Annotated in this window: 29 protein-coding genes; 11 read left to right on the top strand and 18 right to left on the bottom strand. The window is 36.4% G+C overall.

What is annotated here, in order from left to right:
* Positions 1-210 precede the first annotated feature (210 nt).
* Both C1631_RS18060 and C1631_RS18055 read right to left on the bottom strand, forming a co-directional pair.
* Positions 211-741, bottom strand: coding sequence for an RNA methyltransferase (locus tag C1631_RS18060; protein ID WP_103247247.1), 531 nt, complete (start codon positions 739-741; stop codon positions 211-213).
* Positions 742-746: 5 nt separating this feature from the next.
* Positions 747-1,367 (bottom strand): toxin-antitoxin system YwqK family antitoxin, encoded by a 621-nt coding sequence (locus tag C1631_RS18055; RefSeq protein ID WP_103247248.1) that lies wholly within the window; start codon positions 1,365-1,367, stop codon positions 747-749.
* A gap of 55 nt (positions 1,368-1,422) precedes the next feature.
* Here C1631_RS18055 and C1631_RS18050 point away from each other — a divergent pair, with 55 nt between their 5' ends.
* Positions 1,423-2,022 (top strand): hypothetical protein, encoded by a 600-nt coding sequence (locus C1631_RS18050; protein ID WP_228441341.1) that lies wholly within the window; start codon positions 1,423-1,425, stop codon positions 2,020-2,022.
* 12 nt (positions 2,023-2,034) lie between these two features.
* Here C1631_RS18050 and C1631_RS18045 read toward each other — a convergent pair whose 3' ends face one another.
* Positions 2,035-2,913 (bottom strand): bestrophin family protein, encoded by an 879-nt coding sequence (locus C1631_RS18045; RefSeq protein ID WP_103247249.1) that lies wholly within the window; start codon positions 2,911-2,913, stop codon positions 2,035-2,037.
* Positions 2,914-3,139: 226 nt separating this feature from the next.
* Between C1631_RS18045 and C1631_RS18040 the strand changes: the two genes are divergently transcribed.
* Positions 3,140-4,015 (top strand): cupin-like domain-containing protein, encoded by an 876-nt coding sequence (locus C1631_RS18040; RefSeq protein WP_109713630.1) that lies wholly within the window; start codon positions 3,140-3,142, stop codon positions 4,013-4,015.
* Between the two features lie 148 nt (positions 4,016-4,163).
* On the opposite strand, the gene C1631_RS18035 is transcribed toward C1631_RS18040, so the two are convergent.
* Positions 4,164-4,694 carry a GNAT family N-acetyltransferase gene (locus C1631_RS18035; RefSeq protein WP_103249737.1) on the bottom strand — a complete coding sequence of 177 codons (531 nt, stop codon included), beginning with the start codon at positions 4,692-4,694 and terminating at the stop codon, positions 4,164-4,166.
* Between the two features lie 123 nt (positions 4,695-4,817).
* Here C1631_RS18035 and mutS point away from each other — a divergent pair, with 123 nt between their 5' ends.
* A complete protein-coding gene (gene mutS / locus C1631_RS18030; protein ID WP_109713628.1) occupies positions 4,818-7,406 on the top strand; it encodes a DNA mismatch repair protein MutS in 2,589 nt (862 codons plus the stop codon).
* 27 nt (positions 7,407-7,433) lie between these two features.
* Here the strand turns inward: mutS and C1631_RS24180 are convergent, their stop codons facing one another.
* The 5 genes from C1631_RS24180 to C1631_RS24160 form a co-directional block, all read right to left on the bottom strand.
* Positions 7,434-7,595 carry a hypothetical protein gene (locus C1631_RS24180; protein WP_165828331.1) on the bottom strand — a complete coding sequence of 54 codons (162 nt, stop codon included), beginning with the start codon at positions 7,593-7,595 and terminating at the stop codon, positions 7,434-7,436.
* A gap of 40 nt (positions 7,596-7,635) precedes the next feature.
* On the bottom strand, positions 7,636-7,797 hold the full coding sequence (locus tag C1631_RS24175) for a hypothetical protein (protein WP_165828330.1): 162 nt from the start codon (positions 7,795-7,797) through the stop codon (positions 7,636-7,638).
* 86 nt (positions 7,798-7,883) lie between these two features.
* Positions 7,884-8,045 (bottom strand): hypothetical protein, encoded by a 162-nt coding sequence (locus C1631_RS24170; RefSeq protein ID WP_165828329.1) that lies wholly within the window; start codon positions 8,043-8,045, stop codon positions 7,884-7,886.
* Positions 8,046-8,075: 30 nt separating this feature from the next.
* A complete protein-coding gene (locus tag C1631_RS24165; protein WP_165828328.1) occupies positions 8,076-8,237 on the bottom strand; it encodes a hypothetical protein in 162 nt (53 codons plus the stop codon).
* Between the two features lie 24 nt (positions 8,238-8,261).
* Positions 8,262-8,420, bottom strand: a complete 159-nt coding sequence (locus C1631_RS24160) for a hypothetical protein (RefSeq protein ID WP_165828327.1) — start codon at positions 8,418-8,420, stop codon at positions 8,262-8,264.
* A gap of 227 nt (positions 8,421-8,647) precedes the next feature.
* On the opposite strand from C1631_RS24160, the gene C1631_RS18025 reads away from it, so the two are divergent.
* From C1631_RS18025 to C1631_RS18015, 3 genes are all read left to right on the top strand, one after another.
* Entirely contained in the window at positions 8,648-9,058 is a 411-nt protein-coding gene (locus C1631_RS18025) for a TlpA family protein disulfide reductase (RefSeq protein WP_228441338.1), read from the top strand.
* Positions 9,059-9,068: 10 nt separating this feature from the next.
* Positions 9,069-9,725 (top strand): thioredoxin family protein, encoded by a 657-nt coding sequence (locus C1631_RS18020; RefSeq protein WP_103247112.1) that lies wholly within the window; start codon positions 9,069-9,071, stop codon positions 9,723-9,725.
* A 101-nt stretch (positions 9,726-9,826) separates the two neighbouring features.
* Positions 9,827-10,219, top strand: a complete 393-nt coding sequence (locus C1631_RS18015; RefSeq protein ID WP_103247117.1) for a ribosomal maturation YjgA family protein — start codon at positions 9,827-9,829, stop codon at positions 10,217-10,219.
* Between the two features lie 13 nt (positions 10,220-10,232).
* Here C1631_RS18015 and C1631_RS18010 read toward each other — a convergent pair whose 3' ends face one another.
* The 5 genes from C1631_RS18010 to C1631_RS17990 all read right to left on the bottom strand — a co-directional run bounded on the left by C1631_RS18010 (position 10,233) and on the right by C1631_RS17990 (position 13,865).
* Positions 10,233-10,637: an energy transducer TonB gene (locus C1631_RS18010; protein ID WP_165828326.1), complete on the bottom strand. Its 405-nt coding sequence runs from the start codon at positions 10,635-10,637 to the stop codon at positions 10,233-10,235.
* A gap of 24 nt (positions 10,638-10,661) precedes the next feature.
* Positions 10,662-11,582 carry a YARHG domain-containing protein gene (locus C1631_RS18005; RefSeq protein ID WP_103247110.1) on the bottom strand — a complete coding sequence of 307 codons (921 nt, stop codon included), beginning with the start codon at positions 11,580-11,582 and terminating at the stop codon, positions 10,662-10,664.
* Positions 11,579-12,139 carry a DUF2306 domain-containing protein gene (locus tag C1631_RS18000; protein WP_228441335.1) on the bottom strand — a complete coding sequence of 187 codons (561 nt, stop codon included), beginning with the start codon at positions 12,137-12,139 and terminating at the stop codon, positions 11,579-11,581. The genes C1631_RS18005 and C1631_RS18000 overlap by 4 nt, the downstream gene beginning before the upstream one ends.
* Positions 12,140-12,221: 82 nt before the next feature.
* On the bottom strand, positions 12,222-12,635 hold the full coding sequence (locus C1631_RS17995; protein WP_103247108.1) for an energy transducer TonB: 414 nt from the start codon (positions 12,633-12,635) through the stop codon (positions 12,222-12,224).
* Between the two features lie 27 nt (positions 12,636-12,662).
* Positions 12,663-13,865, bottom strand: a complete 1,203-nt coding sequence (locus C1631_RS17990; RefSeq protein ID WP_109713624.1) for a BaiN/RdsA family NAD(P)/FAD-dependent oxidoreductase — start codon at positions 13,863-13,865, stop codon at positions 12,663-12,665.
* Between the two features lie 114 nt (positions 13,866-13,979).
* Here C1631_RS17990 and C1631_RS17985 point away from each other — a divergent pair, with 114 nt between their 5' ends.
* From C1631_RS17985 to C1631_RS17970, 4 genes are all read left to right on the top strand, one after another.
* Entirely contained in the window at positions 13,980-14,474 is a 495-nt protein-coding gene (locus C1631_RS17985; RefSeq protein WP_103247116.1) for an acyl-CoA thioesterase, read from the top strand.
* Between the two features lie 10 nt (positions 14,475-14,484).
* Positions 14,485-15,546 (top strand): thiamine-phosphate kinase, encoded by a 1,062-nt coding sequence (thiL, locus tag C1631_RS17980; protein WP_103247107.1) that lies wholly within the window; start codon positions 14,485-14,487, stop codon positions 15,544-15,546.
* A 90-nt stretch (positions 15,547-15,636) separates the two neighbouring features.
* On the top strand, positions 15,637-16,452 hold the full coding sequence (locus C1631_RS17975) for a helix-turn-helix domain-containing protein (protein ID WP_103247106.1): 816 nt from the start codon (positions 15,637-15,639) through the stop codon (positions 16,450-16,452).
* Positions 16,453-16,619: 167 nt separating this feature from the next.
* Positions 16,620-17,840 carry a multidrug effflux MFS transporter gene (locus C1631_RS17970; protein ID WP_103247105.1) on the top strand — a complete coding sequence of 407 codons (1,221 nt, stop codon included), beginning with the start codon at positions 16,620-16,622 and terminating at the stop codon, positions 17,838-17,840.
* 56 nt (positions 17,841-17,896) lie between these two features.
* On the opposite strand, the gene C1631_RS17965 is transcribed toward C1631_RS17970, so the two are convergent.
* Complete coding sequence (locus tag C1631_RS17965; protein WP_165828325.1) at positions 17,897-19,453, bottom strand: DUF3472 domain-containing protein; 1,557 nt, start codon at positions 19,451-19,453, stop codon at positions 17,897-17,899.
* Between the two features lie 341 nt (positions 19,454-19,794).
* On the opposite strand from C1631_RS17965, the gene C1631_RS17960 reads away from it, so the two are divergent.
* The gene (locus C1631_RS17960) at positions 19,795-20,703 is read left to right on the top strand and encodes a DUF6268 family outer membrane beta-barrel protein (protein WP_103247104.1); all 909 of its coding nucleotides are present in this window, start codon (positions 19,795-19,797) and stop codon (positions 20,701-20,703) included.
* A gap of 53 nt (positions 20,704-20,756) precedes the next feature.
* Here the strand turns inward: C1631_RS17960 and C1631_RS17955 are convergent, their stop codons facing one another.
* From C1631_RS17955 to C1631_RS17945, 3 genes are all read right to left on the bottom strand, one after another.
* On the bottom strand, positions 20,757-21,494 hold the full coding sequence (locus tag C1631_RS17955; RefSeq protein ID WP_103247103.1) for a LytR/AlgR family response regulator transcription factor: 738 nt from the start codon (positions 21,492-21,494) through the stop codon (positions 20,757-20,759).
* Complete coding sequence (locus C1631_RS17950; RefSeq protein WP_103247115.1) at positions 21,484-22,545, bottom strand: sensor histidine kinase; 1,062 nt, start codon at positions 22,543-22,545, stop codon at positions 21,484-21,486. The genes C1631_RS17955 and C1631_RS17950 overlap by 11 nt, the downstream gene beginning before the upstream one ends.
* 79 nt (positions 22,546-22,624) lie before the next feature.
* A complete protein-coding gene (locus C1631_RS17945; protein WP_103247102.1) occupies positions 22,625-23,221 on the bottom strand; it encodes a porin family protein in 597 nt (198 codons plus the stop codon).
* Positions 23,222-23,318 lie beyond the last annotated feature (97 nt).

Here is a 23,318-nt window from a genome sequence, read left to right as displayed (position 1 = left end):
GAGATATAGTCCTTAATAAACATTGTGCTAATTTATAAAAAATTAAATGAATCTTTTTCTGAAAACCTCACTTTTTTTAGACTCAAATCAAAAAAATGATTCTAAAATTTGTTTGTAAAGAAAAAAAAGGTACCTTTGTCGCCTTTCATTTTTACTTTTTATTAGATTTATTTCAAACTGCACTGTCTGTTAATGACATATGCAGTTTTTTTATTTTAAAGCTTTTGCAAATTCCCACATTACAATTCCACCGCATACACTTACATTCAGAGAATGCTTGGTTCCCAATTGCGGAATTTCCAGGAATACATCAATATTTGGCAATACTTCATCACTGATTCCTTCTACTTCATTTCCTAGAACCAGCGCATACTTTTTTGATGTATCGATTGTAAAGTCTGTGATCAGTTTACTGCCTGTTGTTTGTTCTATTCCAATAATTTCATAGTCTTTACTTCTAAGGTCAGATATTGCTGCATTGGTATCTGTTTCATGTGACCAGTCTACACTTTCTGTAGCGCCTAATGCTGCTTTATGGATTTCACGATGCGGGGGCTGAGGAGTGATTCCACACAGGATTATTTTTTCAATCAAAAAGGCATCTGCTGTTCTGAAAGCGGCTCCTACATTATGCATACTTCTGATGTTATCTAAAATGATAACCAATGGAATCTTATCAACCTTCTTGAATGTTTCTACATCGATTCTGTTCAGTTCTTCCAGTTTTAATTTATGTACCAATTGTTTTATTTTGTTGAGATTAATTTTCCGTCTTTATAGACTTCTGTTTTTTCAATGCTTCCGTTTTCACGGTAAAAAACTCTTTTACCATTGCGTTTGTCATTGGCAAGTTCTGTTTCACGCTCAAGTTTTCCGGATGGATAATATACTTTCCAGAGTCCGGTAGCGAGTCCGTTGCTATAGTTGCCTTGTTGTTTTACCGTTTTTCCATCTTCATGATAAGCAGTGCTTTCACCTTCCAGTTTTCCGAATTTATAATTGGAAACCTCATTTATTTTCCCATTGGGAGAATAAAATGTGGCGGTAGAACTGTCATCATAGATGTTTTTTTCACCGTTTCTGTAATATTCTTTGGAGAGAAGAACGCCACTGTTGTCGTAGTACTCCCAGTTTTTATATTTATATCCTTTTTTATTTTCTCCCTTAGCTTTTACTTTTCCATTTTCATGGTAATAAACGGCTTCACCATCTATCTTTCCTTTTTTCCATTCAACAATGTTCTTTACCTGCCCGTTGTCAAAAAACTCTTTGCAGGATCCTTCCTGCAGGCCGTCTTTAAATCCGCATGGTTTCTGTGCATATATCATTGCAGAAGCAGAGAAAAATAATAGAAAAACGTATTTCATAGCTATTTTTATTTCAAAAATACTAAAATACTTATATTTGGCTCAAAAATATACTATGAAAAAATTCATTATCTTATTCATATTGATGTTGAGTTTCACCTGCACCTATGCTCAGAACACTTATTATCCTCAAGCGTTTTTTGATAAAAAATTAGCCCGAGACATGCTGGGATTCGGAAATTCGTCGATTGAAGGAGTGGCCTCCACAAAACAAAAAAACAACTGGGGAATCAAACCCTTACTTGGAGAAAAGCATTATGCGAGGCAAGGAACAGTAATCATGCTTTTTCCGGTAACCCCTTATTTTCAGGAGTTTTATGATATGAGGAGAAAGTACGAAAACAAAAAGACAACGGTATACATGTCTGAAGAAGCTTTTAAATACAGAGTAGAAGCATTAACGGATGACCGGGGCAGATTTAAGTTTGAAAAACTGAAACCAGGAAAATATTATCTTGAAACGATTATCAATTTCACGGCAACAGCAAGTTATCAGAAACAAACAGGAACAACAGACACCTACAATGGTATGGGAGGTTATTTATACTCTACCCCTATTTATAATACATTTTTCTACGGCTATTCTGCCGCCAACAGGGAAAGCAAATTTGTAGAAATAAAACAGGATGGCGAATTAAAAGAAATCAAGCTTTAAAAGCTTGATTTTTTATTTTCTGATCATAATCTGATGTACATTCTTTTCGATATTTTGCGCTAGTGTTTCCATCGGAATGTCATTTTCATCATTATTAAAAGGATCTTCAATCTCTTCAGCAATCAGTTCAAGGCTCATCAATACATAATACACAAAAACAGTAAGAGGAATCATGAATAATCCGATTGTAATTACGTAGGCAATTGGCAGGGCAAAAACATAAAGAATAATAAACTTTTTAATGAAAGAAGAGTAGGAATAGGGAATCGGAGTGTTTTTTATTCTCTCACAACCACCGCATACATCCAGAAACCCCGAAAGCTGTGTATCTAAATACAGCATTTCTACTTCAGAAATTTTACCTTCTTTTTTTAATTGGTTCAGTTTGTGAGATAAAAGAATAATGATTTCACTTGGGCCGTGGTTTTGAAGTGATTTTTCAATCTCAGAATAGTCTCCATCCAAAGCCAGCCTTGTCGATTCTTTTGACAGGTGCTTGGCTAAAAAGTGAGGGAAAAACTTTAAATATCTTGAAATCTGCTCAGCATCCTGACGATTATCTCCCAAAATAGTGTTGATTTTAATCGCAAAATTTCTGGTGTCATTGACCAGTTTACCCCAAAGCTTTCTACCTTCCCACCACCTGTCATAGGCTGTATTCGTTCTGAATACCAGAAGTAAAGAAAGTACAAATCCCAATAAAGAATGAATCATTCCCACGTTGCTAACTCCGGATTTTGTGGTAAGGTGCAGATATTCTACTTCCAGATACTGAATGCCCCATGAATAAAGCCCTACCAAAATCATACTTGGAAATAAGATTTTTAAAGTATCGCTTTTGTGCAGACTGAAAAGGATTTTAATGAAATGTTTGGTATTGTAGACTCTCATAAATTTACTTAGTACGACAAATATAATTTTTTTTCAGTTAGTGTCTGATTACAGGAACCCATATGGCTTTTCCGGGAGGTCACATTTTGATGTCAATGTAAATACCTATGTGGTCTTCTCTGTTTGTCTGTCGCTTATCGGTCTTGTATGTCCTGATTTCACCTTTTAAAATTTTCACTGATTTCAAAAAAAAACCTATTTTTATTTCGCATTAAATACAAAGTACATGATCCTCGAAAACGTAGATGTTGTTAATGATATCAGTAAAGAAGATTTTCAGAAAAACTATTTTAAGAAGCAGAAGCCCCTTTTGATTAAGAATTTCGCCAGTCGATGGGAAGCTTTTGACAAATGGAATCTGGCCTATATCAAAGAAAAAGCCGGTGATCAGGAAGTCCCTTTATATGACAATAAACCTGCTGATGCTGCTAAAAGCTCAGATGCACCGGTAACACATATGAAAATGAAAGACTATATAGATACCATAAAGTCTGCTCCTTCTGATCTTCGTATTTTCTTCTATATTATTACAGACAGACTCCCTGAATTATTGAAAAATTTCACATATCCGGACCTGGGAATAAAGTTTTTTAAAAGATTACCGACTTTATTTTTCGGAGGAAGTGAAGCACATGTTCTGATGCATTATGATGTAGATCTCGGTGATTTTATGCACATCCATTTTGAAGGCAGGAAAAGAATCTTATTATTCGACCAGAAACAATCAGCATTCTTATATAAAGTTCCATTGTCGGTTCACACTGTTTATGAAGTGGATTATGAGAACCCTGATTATGAAAAATTTCCAGCATTGCAATATGCGAAAGGGTATGAAATTTTTATGGAACATGGAGATGCTCTTTTTATACCGGGAGCATTCTGGCACTTCAACAGATATCTGGAACCCGGGTTTTCCTTATCATTAAGAGCTTTACCCAATAAACCGAATGTTTTTGCCAATATGCTGTATCATGTTTTCATCATGAGGTATACCGATAAACTCATGCGTAAACTTTTTAAAGCTAAATGGGTAGATTACAAGCAGAAATGGGCACATAAGAAAAGTGCAGAAGCATTAGACCAACATTTGGGAAAATTGTAGGGGTGGAAGTTGGAAGCTGGACGTTGTCGGAGTCGATAAAACAAATTTTAAATCCTTTAATAATTTTTTATAAGTGATATTCAGAAATTTACAGACGAACAGTAACTTCCAGCTTCGATCTTCTGGCTTCCAGCTTTAAAATAGTACTTTATTTATTAATCAATCCAAAAAGTTTTGCATCTACAAATTTTCCTTTTTCAAAGAAATAGTCTTTCATAGTTCCTTCATCCTGAAAACTTAAAGAAGTTAAAAGTTTCTCAGAGGAACTATTGGAAGGATCAATAAATGCATCTACACGGTGTAACTGCATGCTTTCAAATCCAAATGTTAGAATAGGAAGAATAGCCTCTTTCATCAACGATTGTCTCCAGAACAGAGGATTAAGTTCATAGCCGATCTCTGCTCTGAAATGCTCACGATACCAATTGTGATAACCACATGTACCGATAACTTTATTTTCAGATTTTAATTCCAATGCCCAGCGGAACCCTTTTCCTTTATCAAATTCACTGTTGAAGTGTTCAATAATATTCCGGGCATCATCCAACGATTTGAATGCTTCAAGATCATAGTATTCCATCACATGATCCTGCGAAAAATACTCAAATAGATCTTCAGAATCATTAAGGGTAAGCTGTCGTAAAATAAGTCTTTCAGTCTCTAAAACAGGAAATTGCATGGGTTTTATTTTATGGTGAAAATACGATTAATTCCTGACAGGAAAAAGTAGGAGCAAAGTAAACCCCGAAACAATTCCTTAACCCTGAATTTATTTTTCTAAATTTGGGGCTCATTTTTTACTATGGCAAAATCGAAGAAGGAAACTCCATTAATGACTCAGTATAATACCATCAAGGCAAAATACCCTGATGCGCTTTTACTTTTCAGAGTGGGAGATTTTTATGAAACTTTTGGGCAGGATGCTGTGAGAACATCTCAGATTCTGGGTATTGTTCTTACCAAAAGGAATAATGGAGAAGGAAGTGTGGAGCTGGCGGGTTTTCCGCACCATTCTATAGATTCCTATCTTCCGAAACTGGTAAGAGCAGGGATGAGAGTTGCCATTTGTGATCAGTTGGAGGACCCTAAAATGGTCAAAGGAATTGTAAAAAGAGGGGTGACAGAACTGGTAACTCCAGGAGTAACATTCAATGATCAGGTATTGAATTCGAAGAAGAACAACTTTTTGTTGTCCCTGCATAAAGAAAAAGAGCGCTATGGACTTGCTCTGGTTGATATTTCTACCGGCGAGTTTTTAGTAAGTGAAGGCAATCTGGAAAAATTGTTACACATCGTCAATACCTTTGATCCCAGCGAGATTATTTACCAGAGAAGTACACAGATTCCGGAACAGATTAAAAATAAAAATGCCTTTAAGCTTGAAGACTGGGCTTTTCAGTATAATTTCGCCTACGAAAAATTAACCAACCATTTTAAAACCAATTCTTTAAAAGGATTTGGGGTGGAAAATCAGCCTTTAGCGATTACCGCAGCAGGAGCTATTTTTGCGTATCTCGTGGAAGATACCCATCATAATCTGCTGGCACATATTACAAAACTGCAGATTATTCCTCAGGAAGATTACCTGATGATGGATAATTTTACCTTAAGAAACCTTGAAATTGTTTATCCAAGCAATCCACAAGGGAAGTCTCTTTTAGATATTATTGATAAAACATCAACTCCCATGGGGGGTAGGTTGTTGAGAAGGAGGATTATTCTCCCTTTAAAATCAGTAGATGAAATTGCAAGAAGATTATCTCTGATTGATTTCTTAAATGAAAATGACAGCCTCAAATATGAGATTGGGCAGTTGTTAAAGTCCATCTCCGATCTGGACAGACTCATGGGAAAACTGGCTGCTGAAAAAATTTCGCCTAAAGAATTAGGGTACCTTCGTCAGAGTTTAATTAACATACATAAAATCAAGGCGTTGTTGCATCCGTATGCGGATGTGTTGGCATGGCTGGATCCTTTATTTGATCTTAATGAACTGATTCAATTTTTGCAAAATAATCTTAATGAAGAACTTCCGGTAGCTGTAGCTAAGGGAAATATCATTAAAGAAGGTGTTTCTGAAGAACTGGACAGATTGAGAAATCTTCAGAGTAAGGGGCGTGGTTTTCTGGATGAAATGTGCCAGAGAGAAATTGAAAGAACAGGAATTTCCAGCCTTAAAATTGATTTTAATAATGTTTTCGGATATTATATTGAAGTGAGGAACACTCATAAAGATAAGGTTCCTGCTGATTGGGTAAGAAAGCAAACACTCGTCAATGCGGAACGATATATTACCGAAGAATTAAAAGAATATGAAAGCCAGATTCTTGGGGCCGAAGAAAAAATAGGCGTGCTAGAAAATGGACTCTACAGAAATGTGTGCTCTGAAGCTATGGTTTATATTGATCAGATTCAAGGGAATTCTAATATTATTGCCCAACTTGATGTTGCAGGAGGATTATCTGAACTTGCTGTATCTGAAAGCTATACAAAACCTATTCTCAATGACGGATATGCTATTGATTTAAAAGAAGCAAGGCATCCGATTATAGAAAATGCACTTCCTTTGGGGGAAAAGTATATTCCTAATGACATCTTTCTGGATAAAGATTCACAGCAGATCATTATGGTGACAGGGCCGAATATGGCCGGTAAGTCTGCCATTTTACGCCAGACTGCCATTGTTTGTCTTTTGGCTCAGATTGGAAGTTTTGTGCCTGCAAAGCATGCTGAGATCGGATTGCTGGATAAGATCTTTACAAGAGTAGGAGCTACCGATAATATTTCAGCGGGAGAATCTACTTTCATGGTTGAGATGAATGAAGCAGCCAATATTTTGAACAATATTTCGGAACGCAGTCTTATTTTACTCGATGAAATAGGACGTGGAACTTCTACTTATGATGGGGTTTCCATCGCATGGGCTATCGCTGAATATCTTCATCAGCATCCTACTCAGGCTAAAACACTATTTGCAACCCACTATCATGAACTGAATGAAATGACAGTGAATTTTGAAAGAGTGAAAAACTTCCACGTATCTATTCAGGAGAATAAGGGAAATATTATTTTCCTGAGAAAACTGATTCCGGGAGGCAGTGAACACAGTTTTGGTATTCACGTAGCTAAACTGGCAGGAATGCCTGCCAAAGTGGTCAACAGAGCCAATGAAATTCTTAAAACACTCGAAGCAAGCAGAACTCAAGGTGACAGAGCTTCAGAAAATATTAAAAGAGTAACGGAAGAAAATATGCAGCTTTCTTTCTTCCAGCTGGATGATCCCGTTCTGGAGAACATTCGTGAAGAACTTACCAAGATTGATATCAATACATTGACGCCCATTGAAGCTTTAATGAAGCTGAATGCGATAAAAAAAATGATTGGAGGATAATCCAATCATTTTTTTTAATTATACTGTTTAGCAACAGTATCCGTTTTTACCAACAGGACCAATAATCATAAAGTGACTAGGGACTCCTCTGAGCTTACAAAGTCCTTCTGCGCAAGTACCAGCTCCTCCGTTGATCTCTTTTAAGTCCTTTTTTGAAAGTTTTCTTTTTTCGGTGTTTGATTTTTTCATAATGGCTTTATTTAAATTGTTGAGTGTTTAAAAAAGCTGATTAACAGCAAAATTCATCCTGGACTCCCGGTACGCCGGAACGTTCCTTGCCAGTTCTTCTATCTGTACAGCTAATGACAATAGGACAGACAGGACCTGCGCCCTTGATTTCTTTCAATTCTTTTTTACTCAGTTTTCTTGTTTGAATGTTTGACTTTTTCATAATAATTTTAATTTGATGGATGAGATAAGATTTATGCTAAAAATGACCGGAGAAATTTCCGGCCATTTTTGTGGTATTAATCATACTTAGCAGCAAGGTCCATCCTGAATACCAGGTACTCCTATTTGCTCCTCGCCTGTATTGCGGTCAAAGCAACTGAATACAACAGGGCATTCCGGACCAGCTCCTTTAATTTCTTTCAACTCTTTTTTGTTAAGTTTTCTTTTTTGAATGTTTATCGTTTTCATAATTAATTGGGATTGGGTAGATTTTAATTCTTAACAACAAGGTCCATCCTGGATCCCATGAACGCTAAACATTTCCTGACCCGTATTAGGATCAAAACAGCTTACAACCAATGGGCAAAAAGGTCTTGCGCCGCTGATTTCTTTCATCTCTTTTTTAGTGAGTTTTTTTGTTTGAATGTTTGATTTTTTCATAGTAGTTTTAATTTAATATTTTGGTTAACAACAGAATCCGTCTTGTCCTACAAAACCTCTGAACAGGTCATCCGATCCCGGTACCATACAGAATCCCCTAAAGCAAGCGGGAGATGTGCCTCCATTGATTTCTTTTAATTCAGATTTTGTAAGTTTTCTTTTTAGAATGTTTAATTTTTTCATGGTATTTTTAATTTGATGGTAAGCTAATATACATTTTATTTCAAATAACTCAACAGTTAGTGAAGGAAATTAATATAATTATTGAAATTATTAACAAAGTTTAACAGATTGATACTCATTAAGAAAGGAAGCGTTTGTTAATTTTGAGTATGAAAACTTTGATAAAGATATCTGCGGTATTTTTGTTTTGTATAATTTGCAAAGCCCAGCAAACTGAAGTTCCCGTTATGAAATATGAAGACCTGGAGAAAAGGATTCAGCGGGAAAAAGAACACCTTGTTGTGGTAAATTTTTGGGCAACCACTTGCGCCCCCTGTGTAAAGGAGCTCCCTCATTTTATGGAAATTAATAATGAATATTCCGGAAATGCTAAATTTAAAATGTTTCTGGTATCCTTAGACAGGCTGGCAGACAAAGAAAGGGTATTAAAATTTATCAAAAATAAAAACATTACAGCTGAGGTTATTCTTCTTGATGACATCAAAAGAATGAATACCTGGATCCCTAAGTTTGAAAAAGAGTGGGATGGCAATATTCCGGTTACCCTGTTTTATAAAAACGGAGAGAAAATAAAGTTCAATGATGGCGAAATGAGTAAAGAAGAACTTAAAAAAACAATTACAGAAAATTTACAATAAACGATCTATTATGAAAAATATGAAAATAGTATTAAGTGCATTCCTAATGGGATTGGGGCTTTTAAGTTTTACCACCGAAAATGGTGATAACAATATACCTGTAAAGGAAACCGTATCTGCTAAAAAAGGCTATGAAGTAGGGGATGAGGCTACAGATTTTAAGCTTAAAAATATCGATGGAAAAATGGTTTCTTTAAGTGATTTTAAAAGCGCTAAAGGCTTCATTGTAATATTTACCTGTAACCACTGTCCCTATGCAAAGAAATACGAAGACAGAATTATTGAACTTGATAAAAAATATAAATCTCAGGGATATCCTGTGATTGCCATTAATCCTAATGATCCTAATGTACAACCTGAAGACGGTTATCAGCAAATGATTGAACGGGCAAAGCAGAAAGGCTTTACTTTCCCGTATTTAGTAGATGAGGGGCAAAAAGTATATCCTCAATACGGCGCTACAAAAACCCCACATGTATTTGTACTGCAAAAAGAGAATGGCAAAAATATAGTTAAATACATTGGAGCAATAGACAACAATTATGATAACCCGGGTGATGTATCAGAATATTATGCTCAGGATGCGGTAAACGCTCTTATCAAGGGAGAGCCGGTGAAAATGACAAAAACGGTTGCCATTGGATGCACCATAAAAGCAAAGAAATAAATATATTTGTGGATTATAAAAAATCGGTGTTCTCTGAATACCGATTTTTTATGATTATTTTTCCTCATATTACAAGAAAAACGAAGCTGAACTCAATAACAATGAAATTTAAATTTAGTCTTACATATTTCATTTTGTCCCTATGTATTTTTCTGATAGAAGTTTTGATTGCGACAAAACTGAAAGATATTTTTTTCGTAAGAGCCTATCTGGGAGATGTCATTGTTGTTATTCTTCTGTATACCCTGGTTAAAAGTTGCATTAAAGTGGACGACCAGAAACTTATTCTCGGAATATTAATCTTTTCGTGCATTGTAGAATTTGCCCAATATTTTCATATTGCTGAGAAATTAGGCTTCCGTCCAGGAAGTATAATGTATATCGTAATTGGTAATGCTTTTTCATGGATTGATATTCTGTGTTATGTTGCAGGTTGTCTGTTACTTTATATAGGCGTAAAAATGAAGCCTTCAAAAGAATTGAAGGCTTTATAGATCTATATGGGTTCTATTTAGAGGTTTTAAATACTAAAGGCTGTCTAACCCTTACCCGTACATTTTCTCCATTTTTTTCTCCTGGAATCCATTTTGTTTTTATTTCTTTCAGTGCTTTTATGAATTCATCTTTAATCGCCCGATTGCTATTGGATTCCATGGTAATATTAGACATACTGCCGTCTTTTTCAATGACAAATGTTGCAACAGCTGATGCTTCATTAACCCCTGCGGCCAACAGAACCTGAGATCGGAACTGGCTTACAAATTCATTTCGAAAGGCAATCATTCCCCCCGGAAATTCAGGTCCCTTATCTTCAATCTGAGAGCTAGGTTTCTCTTCAGTGTGAGGAGGAATTCCGGAATTCTGCTGGGCTTTTACAAAAAATGCGGCCCATAACAGGGTACTTACTATCATAAATTTTTTCATTCTTCTTCTCATCTATCTTCCAAAACTATCATATTTATCTTCCGCATATTTCGTAAAGCGGTTCAGGAGAGCAACGTTTTCCTTTTCTAAAGGAGAAAGCTCATTATCTACATTATTTGAAACGGGAATATACCAATCTGTTTGCTCAAAAAAGTTTCTGTATGTCTCCTTCTTGAAAGAATAGCCATGTCTTGCAAACACAGAGTTTTTAATGATTTCAAGATCCAGTTTTCTTAAATTTTTAAGATCTTTTTCCGCGAGTTTTTGCTTAGATGCATTTAATCTGAAGACTGCGTCAGAGGCAACACGGTTTTTGGAGGTTGTGTAGCTTTCTGTTTTTCCTGTATCGGAGTCCGTATATTTTTCTACAAAGTCTTTAGGATTAGACCAGTCTACGAGGTTAGAGTCTTTATCCAACATGAAATTCGGATTATAGACAAACTCTTTTTTCGTTAATTTAAGGGTTTTTACCGGTGCTTTTACCGCTGTTTTATTGAAGGCATTCCATTTTCCGGTTAAACTGTCCCCATTGAGTTTTACTTCAAATCTCCCATCTGTTTTATCATTTCCCGGTTCATCCAGTACAAAAGATTTTGAGGTTTCATTGAAAACCCCTCTGAAAGGACGCTGATTCCCGTTAACGATGCTTTGGCCGTATACACTGTCATTTGTAATCCTGTTGATCTTTAGAGAGATTTTTTTATACATATTTGCTTCAAATTCGGATCCATCAGAATCGTCAATCATCTTTTCCATTCCGGCAAAATCACCGGTATAGATCCCGTAATATTCCTTATGAATTTCAGGAATGACCACAGAGTCTTTTTTTGCGGTTAAGGAATCCTTTCCTGATTCATTGATTTTCCCATCTTTTTTGCAGCTCAGTAAAGAGAGTGCCAGCATGGAAATAAGGGTGTAATGTAAAGTTTTCATAGATGTTTTTTTGTGATTAAGTATTCAATTAAAAGGATATTGGGAATCCAGCCCAGCCACGCAATGATCTGATATACATCCATAGGATTGGGATGGAATAAATATACGATAATAACTTTCCACATTCTTAAGGTGATGGCTGAGAAAGTAAAAGCAAAACTCCGCCACATCCATTGTTTGTGCTGAGTAAACTTTTTTTGCCTTGCCAGCTGATAGGCTCTAAAGGTTGAAAACCACCATAAAATCCCAAGAATGACAAAAGAAATTTTGGATAGTATTCCGCCATTGGCAAAGAACCCCATATAAATTCCTGAAGGAGCCGCCAGAATCAGAATGAGAAAAATATAAATTTTCCCCATATTCCTATGGAAGCTTTTCCATCCGAAATCTTTCCTGAGGATAGCCAAAAAACCCGTAAAGAGTACAAAAATACTGGTATAGACATGAGTGTAAAAAAAGCTGAGGTATTCCGGTCTTTGTCCAACTTCTGTTTGCTTGATCATTAAAAAACTGACATTAGGATCAAGAGGAATATACTCCAGTGTGATTTTGAGCATCAGCCAAAAAAAATATCCAAATCCTAGGATCAAAAGGACTCTAAAGAATAAAGAGATATTTTTTTTGACTGTAAGCATTTAGTTAATCAAAATTAATTGAAAATGGAAGGTTATACCAGCTTAGTACAGGAGTTCCTTTGTATTCTTCTGGTTTCCATTTCTTATGCATAGAGGTAATGGCTTTTTCGACTTCTTTATTGAAATCTTCGTTATCACCTGTTACATAGACTTTTTCAATATTTCCTGTGGCATTAACAGAAAATCTAGCGTTGGATTTTACCTTTCCTTTTGCTCCTTTAATTTTATTGGTTCTTATTTTTCTGGCGACCTCCATCATAAAGACATTAATACCGCCGGGATATTCTGCAGCTTTATGTTCTTGCGGAATATAACGGTCTCTGGAATGATCTTGTGTGAGTGGTGCTTCAGTTTCCTTTGTCTGTGAAAAACATAATGCAGATCCCAGTGAGAACAGTAGAAATAGTGTTTTTTTCATGGGGTTATTGTTCTTTGAATGATAATTTTATAAGTTGTTGAGATCCTGTGCAATCAGCCATCCTTCACTCCAGCATGCCTGGAAGTTGAAACCTCCGGTTACGGCATCTATATTTAAAACTTCTCCTGCAATATAAAAATTAGAAAGCAGTTTTGAGGACATGTTTTTAAAGTTAATTTCCTTTAAATCAATCCCTCCTGCTGTTACAAACTCATCTTTAAAAGTAGATTTTCCGGTAACCTGGAACTTCTTTTTGCAAAGGTTTTCGAGAATTTTCTGCATTTCTTTCCCGGAAATATTGGCCACCTGTTTATTGAGATCGACCTTTGAAATTTCAAGTATTTTTTGCCAGAATCTGTTGGTGATATCAAATACCTTTGACTGTCCGATGCTCTTTTTAGGATTATTTTGTTTAAAATCCTGAAAAATCTCTTCTGCTTCATCCATGGGTATTGAAATGAAATTAACCTCAATTTCAAAACTATATTTAAGTTTCGCCAAACTGATGGCTTCCCAGGCAGAAATTTTCAAAACAGCAGGTCCGGAGAGCCCCCAATGTGTAATGAGAAGCGGTCCGCTCTCATCTGTTTTCAGTTTCGGAATTGAAATTCCTGCATTCTCAAAGCTTGTTCCCGGAAGGTCTTTCAACAGGTCATCTTTAATATTGAAGGTAAACAAAGAAGGAACCAGATCAATGATCTTATGACCAAGATTTTCGACAATTTTTAAAGATTTTGGAGAACTTCCGGTAGTGTAAACCACATAATCTGCTTCAAAATCCCCTGAATTGGTCTTTATAAGGTATTTTTCATTCTGTTTTTCAATTTCTTTTACCGAGCATTTTGTTTTGACCACCACATTTTTATTCTGAGTCTCGTTCAGGAATGTATTGATGATGGTTTGCGAAGAATTACTTTCAGGGAAAGTTCTGTTGTCATTTTCAATTTTTAACGGAACATTACGGTTATCAAACCATTCCATGGTGTCTCCCGGCTGAAATTTGGTAAAAACACTCAGTAGTTCTTTATTTCCTCTTGGGTAAAACTGTACAAGCTCCCTTGGGTCAAAGCATGCGTGGGTGACATTACAACGACCGCCGCCTGAAATTTTAACTTTCTGAAGGACATCAGAGTTCTGTTCCAGAATCGTGATATTATATTTCTTTTCGTCGAGGTTGGAAGCACAGAAAAAGCCTGCAGCCCCGCCTCCGATAATGATGATCTGTTTCATGTATATGTAATCCTATGCTGAAGATTATTTTTTCAAAAGTACAATTTTTATAAACCATCTTATTTGAGTATTTTTGAAGATTATAATTTTAATTATACTAAAAACGATTTTCATATGATTTTCTACCATAAATTTGAAGTGAGATGGAGTGATCTTGATGCCAATAAGCATTTGGCCAATTCATCCTATGTACAATACTGTGCTCAAGCCAGAATGGCTTTTATGACCAAAGAGAAAATGGGGGTTACACAGCTCAGCAGATGGGGAATTGGCCCGGTAATTCTGCATGAGAGATACTCTTTTTTCAAGGAAATCTATGCGGATCAGATTGTGATTGTAAGTGTAGAAATAGATGGATGCGCAGAAGATTCTTCTATCTACCGTTTTGTTCATAAGTTTTATACTCCTGATGGGCAACATTGTGCAACAGCAGAAGCGACAGGAGTATGGATCGATATGATGCTAAGAAAAATGACCACTCCACCGGATGATGTAGTGGAAGCAATGAATAAATATAAAAGCCCGGAAACGGTGGTGCTGTCAAGAGAAGATTTCAAAAAATTCCCTTTCCACCCAAATAATATTGATCCGGCAGAAATAAGCCTATAAATAAAAGTGTATGTTTGAAGATAAATCACAGGAGCTTACGCCCATTTCAAAACTAGGAGAATTTGGTCTGATCAAGCACTTGACAGAGTATTTTCCATTATCCAACGAATCTTCTGAACTGGGAGTGGGAGATGATGCGGCCGTTATTAATCCTGGAAATAAAAAAGTAGTTCTTACGACAGATGTGCTGGCAGAAGGGGTACACTTTAATCTGGGCTATGTTCCGTTGAAGCATTTAGGGTATAAAGCTGTTGTTGTTAACCTTAGTGACATTGCAGCAATGAATGCTGTTCCTACTCAGATTCTCGTGTCTTTGGCAGTGTCAAACCGTTTTCCGGTGGAAGCGTTGGAAGAAATTTATTCCGGAATCCAGGCGGCATGTGCAAGATATAAAGTAGATTTGATCGGAGGGGATACGACAAGTTCCAATTCAGGATTAGTAATGAGTATTACTGCAGTAGGAATTGAGAATGATGAAAATATTGTAAAAAGAAGTGGTGCTCAACCGAATGACCTTCTTGTGGTAACAGGAGATTTGGGAGGGGCTTATATGGGATTACAGATATTAGAAAGAGAACATGCTGTGTTCCTTGCTGACCCGAATATGCAACCGGAAATGGAAGGCTATGACTATATTCTGGAAAGACAGTTGAAACCTGAAGCAAGAACCGATGTTAAAAATATTTTAGAAGAATTGGATATCAGACCAACTTCTATGATTGATATTTCCGATGGTCTGGCTTCTGAAATTCTTCATCTTTCCGATCAGTCGAAAGTAGGATTCAGATTGTATGAAGAAAAAATACCACTGGATAATCTTACGATTTCTACGGCGGATGAAATGAATTTAAATCCTGTCATGACAGCATTGAGCGGTGGTGAAGACTATGAATTATTATTCACCATTTCTCCGAATGATTTTGATAAAATTAAAAACCATCCTGATTTTACCATTATAGGACATGCGGTAGAAAAAGAAGAAGGAAACTTTATGGTAGCAAGAGGATCCAACCAATTGGTGGCCCTTACTGCTCAGGGATGGGATGCCTTTTTAGGTAACCAAAGTGAATAAAATTACATTTAATTTTAAATATTGTAGAAAGCCGCAGCATTTTTTTTGCTGTGGTTTTTGTTTATTGCCTAACGATTTTAAGATACAGTGATGATACCAGAAAAAGAAATACCAGTTCACCATCTGACCTCTGAGCAGTTTCAAATGAGTACACTGAGTGCAGCAGGCCCTGAAAATTTTCATGATGTTCACCGTCATAATTTTTTTGAAATTATCTGGTTCAGAGAAGTCTATGAAAACAGTCGCTTAGAATTGGACTTTGAAAGCTATACCGTTGAGAACAATCAAATATGCATTATTGCACCGGGGCAGGTATTCAACATGAAAATAGAAGGAGAGGAGGGATATGCCATGGCAATAAGTAAGGAAATTTTCAACGAAGCATGCGATATAGAATCAGTACTTACAGGAGGCACGCTTCCTTTTCCTCTGGATCCGAAAAATGAACAAACCTGCCATACCATCATGCTGTTGATCCAGCAGGAATATAAAGGAGCTGCAAGAACCGAACTTTTGAAGACCTATCTGAAAGCTTTTTGTATTATCATCGGAGAGCAAATTAATCCACAAGAACCTTTATTGAATGACCGTCAACGTATTCAGGAGCTGATAGGGCTTATTGAGAAACATTATATACAGCATCGGGAAACAGCTTTTTATGCTGAAAAATTAAAAATAAGTCCCCATCACCTTAATGATATAGTACGTCTTTTGAGAGGGACAACGGTAAAGAAATTGATTAGTCAGCGCCTTGTTCTTGAATCCAAAAGGGAACTTAGTTTTGGAGCCTTAACAGTGAAAGAAATTGCTTTTAAGCTGGGATTCAGAGATGCCTCTTACTTTTCCCGTTTCTTTAAAAAACATGCGGGGCAGAATCCGGACGGCTTTAAATCTGGAAATAACTAATCCTCAGAATGTTCCGTTGATTTTGATGTGAGGTGGATGAATTTACTATGAATAGATGAATTAATCCTCAGTTTGTGCTAGTCTTCCTTCATTTATTTTATTGTAAGCTTTTAGTTTTTTAGTGAATTTTGCAGACTGAAAATAGGCTGTAAAGGCTTACAATTATTATGAAGAAGTTAAATATTGTAGTGTTTATCTTAGCACTACTCAACACGTTGGAGTCATTAAGTATCGATCTTTATCTTCCTGCTTTTCCGAGCATGGCCAAAATTTTTAATACCGACATCGGGCATATCCAGATTTCTATTTCGGTGTTCTTTGCCGGGTTTGCATTCGGGCAGTTATTGTGGGGACCATTATCGGATAAAAAAGGTCGTAAACCAATGTTGTATTGTGGGCTTTTATTATTTATCATAGGCGCTACTGCCATTTATTTTACCTCAGATATCTATGTTTTATGGGCAATGCGTTTTCTGCAGGCATTCGGAGGAAGTGCGGGGATTGTTATCGGCAGAGCTATTATTATTGACCTTTATGATAAACAAAAATCGGTCACTATTTTTTCACAACAATCTCAGATCAGTGGTATTGCTCCCATTGTTGCTCCATTGATAGGTAGTGTATTTCTTAAATATTGGGGTTGGAACAGCTCGTTTGCTTTTTTATGCATGATGGGACTGATCACATTCTTTATGGTGTATAAATATGTTCCTGAAACCAACGCCAGAATCAATCTTCCTGATGAAGCTATGGATGAAAAAGGATTAAAAGATCAACTGAAAATGATCATTTCCAATAAAGACTTTATCAACAGCACGATGATCGGAAGTATTGCGTTTGCTTCTTTAATCATTTATATTTCAAATGCGCCGTTCCTGTTTATGGAAATTCACGGATTTTCCAGCGGAGAGTTCAGCTTTATATTCGCATTTAATTCATTAGCACTGATTACCGCAGCTTATATTACTCCAAGACTGATTAAGAGAATCAGCAATTCAAATCTTTTATTTGCCGCTACAGCAATACTATTGATCGTAGGTGTGCTGCATATCCTTATTGCTGCGGGAAATTTTTCTGTGATCCTGGAAATTATGATGCTGTATTTATCATTGCTGGCAATAGGAATTTTGTTTCCGATAACATCCGCACATGCCTTGTCTCCATTTAAAGAAGGGAGAGGCACAGCGGCTGCATTATTAGGATTTATGCAGTTGATGGTTACTTTTATCATGTCCGGATTACTTGGACTTCTAGAGGCAGATTCCATCATTCCAATGGTGGTTGCGCGGGCAGGGATTGCGCTGGTTGCTGTATGGTTTGCTTATCGTATAGTTAGCAGTAAAAGAATAGGAGTACAAAATCCTGAGTTGAATATTGATGTTAAGTAAAACAGTGTTGGGGGGAATCGTACTACGAAATGAAATCAGCAAACGATGCCGCCAATTTAGTTTTTTATAAACTTATACGTGTTTTGGTTCTGTACAGTAAGGAAATAGCAGCCTTTTTGTAAATGTGAAATTTTTATTTCATTTTTTGCTGTTTTTCCGGACATGATCTCTTTACCGTCACTGTTAAAAATTTTATAGTTTAGATCTTTACTTTGTAAATCCTTTATATAAAGAGAATTGAGCGCAGGATTGGGATAGATTTTAAAATTGTTTGAAATATCTGATTTAGTTGCTGACAGGGATTGATTACAAAAAGGAAGATTGTTTACATCAATATCAGGACTTTGACCTGGGGCTGTTACTGAAAATAGTGAGTTTAATGGGATTGATTCATTAAAAAAGCCCCCGTTTTTCAGATAGAATTTATTATTGATCGTTCCTCCATAGGCGTCGACTCTTTGATTAGCCGTGTATGTAGCATCAGCAGTGAACGTCGCCTGAGAGATAGGAAGCCATTGTCCTTGCTGTGTTTTTACCCATTGATTGCTATATTCGGCTCTCCTTCCCATATATCCGTTGTCCGGATTAAAGTTTTCTACAAAACTATAGAACGATTTCAGGTAAGTAGTGGTATATGGTCTTTTCCAACTTGCTATTAATTTCCATACCCCTAGTTCAGGTGCATAGAACCATGCTGTATAGTCAGTTTTTCCTGTCCCGTCAGGTTCTCCTTTTAAAAGAAATTTGTAGGTGATTCCTGCTTGCCAATTGTATTGCAGATAGCTTTGCCCCCCGGATCCTTCGTTACCAAACTCTCCTGTAATGACACCATCACCTTTACAATTGAGTTTTATTTTATGATCCTCAGGAATATTATTAGGGTCATCGGTAGAAAAGGGACTCCATACCGAAAATAAAATTCTTCTTTCTGTAGGAGAGTTTACCTGAATTCCAAAATAGCCTTCTTTAAATCCGTTGGCCATAAAGTATGAGCCTATCTTGTCTTGTCCCACCGGAATGGTTACTTCATTATAATAGTAAGATACGTTGGAATTGGTAGGAATCTTATAATTCAGATGGCATGATGGCCCTCTTCTTGCCCAATAGTAATAATTGGGATCATTAGAATAAACATTTGCAGAAGTTGATGAAGATCCGGAAAAGACCACATGTGAAACATCTGCAAAATAGTTTCCGGTTTTATTTATTCCCTGTAAATCTACTTTCACATATCCGGAAGAGACATTAAAGTTTCCCACAGGATGTACAGCATAAGAAGAGCCGGTAATGGTGATGTTTTTCGATGTTCCGTTTACAGTAACCTTTATGGTGCTGCTTCCCGAAGGAACTTTAGCTTTTAAACTTAAAGTCAACATTCCGGAATTTCCCACTTTAAAGTAGGTACTTGTAATGGTATTGGCATTTATCCAGTTTCCAAGTCCATTTCCGGTAATGACTTCAGGAGCTCCCGCAGGTGCATAGGTAATGAAGGAATTTCCCGCTAAAGGAACCTCATTATCTTGCTTAAAAGAGGAAAAGATAAATTGCTTGGCCGGGATAAAAGCAAAACAAAACAATGTAATTAAAATACTTAGTAAGATATTTTTTTTCATGTCGGTTTTTTTACAAAAATAAATATAAAAATAATATAAATCTCCAAATAGAGATATTTTATCTGAATTGATTAACGATTTCATAGCAATTTTTAGATTCTGTTAAACTTAATTCAGTCATTCCTCTTTTGTGGCTGATCATATTAATTAGAATTTTTATTGCTTGACGGTTCTATTTTCAGATATATTTTTTAAAACAAAAATTCATCGTATTACCCAAAGTTGTCTTTAAAATTAATTTTGTCCCGCCATTTTCTCTCTTGGTCAAATCATTCAGACACTTAATCAAGTATTTTTTGTAACAAACAGGCAATAGGCTCTCTTTGCATAAAATTTAAATTATGAAGAGAAGTCTTTTGACAGCTTTTTGCTGTCTTCTTCCTGTGGGATACTGGATCAGTGCCCAGACAGGAATATCTGCGGAGCTTAAAACGGAATATATTCCTTTTTCAAGTTATATCCGTCCGGAGGACAGTGTAAAAACAAATTCTAAAAGCGATTTTAAAAGAGTTGATCTGAACCTGAGCATTCCTTTATCGGTAAAAAAAGACACCAACGGGAAAATCCGGGCATGGTCTATGCTGCTTGGCGGGTCGTACGCAAAAATGTCACACAAAAACTATGAAAATCAGTTGTTTCCTGCTCAAATGCTGAATGCACAGGTGGGAATACAGCATATTCGACCTTTGGGAAAGAAGTGGAGCATGATGATGACGGCTACGGTAGGGGTGTATACCGATCTTGAAAAAATTGACTTTAATGACGTACTGGGACAGGGAGGTATTTTGTTTATAAGACATTTTAACCCCAATCTGGCATTAGGAGGAGGTCCCGTTCTTACAACTGCATTTGGTGCTCCTATGGTTTTGCCATGGATTTATTTTGATTGGAAAACCAATGGAAAGATCAAGTTTAATATCAACTTCCCGGAAGGAATGGAAGCCGGCTACCAGTTCACGGATAAATTTGCTTTAAAAGCTGTTGTCAATCTCAGTGGAATGTCTGTAGAAAGAAACAAAGACGGAAAATCTACCCTTCTGGGCTACCAGCAAATAACCGCAGGATTAAGACCTGAGATACAGCTGAATGATAAGTTGGCTCTTCGTCTTACCGGAGGAACGACTTTAATCCGAAGCTTCAGCGAAAGCGACCGGAAGATTTCCAGTATTTTTAAAGACAAGAAAGTAGCGGATCCACGCTTTGCCAGTACATTTTATGTCGCGGTAGCCTTACGCTGGAATTTACCTTAATAAAAGAAAATAGGTCGGAAATGATACAGCTTCTCATTTCCGACCTCTGTTTTTTATTTGCTGATTAGTTTTTTATACACTACCTGATTCAGCAGTTCTTCTTTTCGGGTACGGGAAATCGGAAGTTCTGTTTTATTGATGAATAAACGGCCTCCGGAGATCATATCGATATGGGTGATATTGATTAAAAACGATTTATGGATTCTGAAAAAATGTTCCGACGGTAAAGATTCTTCTATAGCTTTCATCGTCTGATGGATTACAAGAGATTTATCTTTAAAATGAAGCTTTGTATAGTTCTGCATACTTTCAATGTATAAAATATCTACCCACGAAACTTTAATAAACGTATCGGATTGTCTTACATAGAGAAAAGGATCATCTAAAAGGGTGTTCTTTTTCAATTTTTCATTGATGATAAATTGCTGCTGGGCTTTATTTACCGCCTGATAAAAGCGATTAAAAGCAATCGGTTTTAAAAGGTAATCGACCACTTGCAGACGAAATCCTTCCAACGCATATTCAGAATACGCGGTAGTTAAAATACATAAAGGTGGATTTTCCAGCTGCTCAAGAAATTCGAGACCGGTCAGATATGGCATATTGATATCCAGAAAAAGAAGGTCTATTTCACTTTCCTTTACTTTGGCATCGGCTTCCAGGGCTGTGGCGCAGGTCCCTTCCACAGAAAGAAAATCAATCTGATCCGCTAATTCTTTAAGATGGAATCTTGCCAGCGGTTCATCATCTATAATCAGGCATTTCATTTTAGGAATCATATTACTGCTCATTTTCTTTGGATAATTCTAAGGTTAAAGTTACGGTGTAAACCTGTTCATTGGACTCAATTTTAAGATCATAGGAGTCAGGATATTGCAGTTTTAAACGTTTTTTTACATTTTGAAGACCAATTCCTCCGGCGCCGTCTTTCTTTTTGTATAACGTCATATCGGTGTATGAATTTTCAACATAAAAGAAGAGCTTCTCATTTTCTTCGGTACAGGAAATTTTTACATACCCTTTGTGCCCGGGAAGTCGGCATACATATTTAAAAGCATTCTCAATAAAAGGAACCAACAGAAGAGGGGCGATATCCGCTTTTTTATTCCTGATATCCCAGCTGGCTTTTACATCAAGTTCATTTCCCCAACGTAATTTTTCCACTTCTACCAGATTCTGAAGATATTCAACCTCTTTGTCTAAAGGAACGAGTGGCTGATTGCAGTGATAGAGTTGATATCTTAGAATATCCGAAAATTTCATCAGAAGAAAATCGGCAAGTTGGGTATCTGTTTTCATCAGAATGTGGATGTGATTCATAATATTGAAAACCAGATGAGGATTTATCTGATCCTGCAATAATTTAAGTTGATTCTCCAGATGGGCCTGCTGAAGAAGGATATGATCACGCTCTATTCTTCCGTGTTCTTTGTAGAACTTAATTCCGCAAGCAGAGCCATTGATAAGAAATGAGGCTGGCAGAGACATATAAAATCCTTGCCATAAAATGGGTAAATGATCTACAAATCTTTCAGGAAGGTGATTTTTAGGAAATTCCTCAAGATAGGTAAAAATGAAAGAAAATATCAGACTCAGTAAGAAAATAACCATAATGGTCTGAATGAGGAATCGCTTCATCTTTTTAGCCCTCAATGCTTTTGGGAGCAGTTTATTGGTTAAAAAGTGAGTAAAAGTAAAAGAACCGATACCAATAATAATAGCCTGGAGCATCGCCAGGTATTTTTCTGTAGAAGTCTGAAAGTTGCACCACAATACAAAGGTAAAAACAAGCCAGAACAGAAAAGTAAAAATATGTTCTTTTAAAACAAAGGGTTTTGTCATGGTTGAAACAGGAGTAAATTCATAAAAAAATAGAAACTGCACGGTCACAGTTTCTAATGGTAAAGGTAATTTAAGTTTTTTAGAATAAGAAATAGCCAATCCCTAAGCTAAAGCTATGAGGTTTTGATTTAAAATCTTTGCTGATACTTGATAAACCGGTTTCATACTTAAGGTCAACCGTGAAGTTCTTATAATCTACACCTACACCTCCTGTAATTCCGATATTGGATTTGTCAAATTTGATAAAACCTTCCTGAATTGCATGAGAGGTTGAAATTTTATTATTAAAGGCATAGCTGTAAACTCCTCCGGCAAATACTCTGAAATTAAAATCATCCGTCTTTACAATTTTGTATCCTACCACTACAGGAATATCAATAGCATTCCATGTGAGTTTCGCGTTGCTTCCGTCCTTGATATCGTAAGATGTTTTTCTTTTGTTGAACAAGGCTTCTCCTTGTACATAGAGTTTTCCAATATCCATTCTGGTCATGACGCCGGCCTGATAACCTAAACCGTATTTCCCTTCCAATAAAGAAGACTCCGTTGAGGTTTTGGTAAAACTGGTTCCTCCCTTTACCCCGATGTGAAAAGAAGGTGTTTGCTGAGCCTGAAGCTCTACGGAGCACGTAATGCATAGTAACAAAGCCGTGAATGCCAAAAAATGTTGTTTCATAAATTGATAAGTATTAAAAATTTTATGCAAAACAACGGATCAGAAGGGGGAGTTGAAATTTTATTTGATGAATGGCAGAGATCTTTTGACAAAGCTC

The sequence above is a fragment of the Chryseobacterium phosphatilyticum genome (genome assembly GCF_002899825.2).
Lineage (GTDB): Bacteria > Bacteroidota > Bacteroidia > Flavobacteriales > Weeksellaceae > Chryseobacterium > Chryseobacterium phosphatilyticum.
This window is presented reverse-complemented; position numbering and strand designations above follow the sequence as displayed.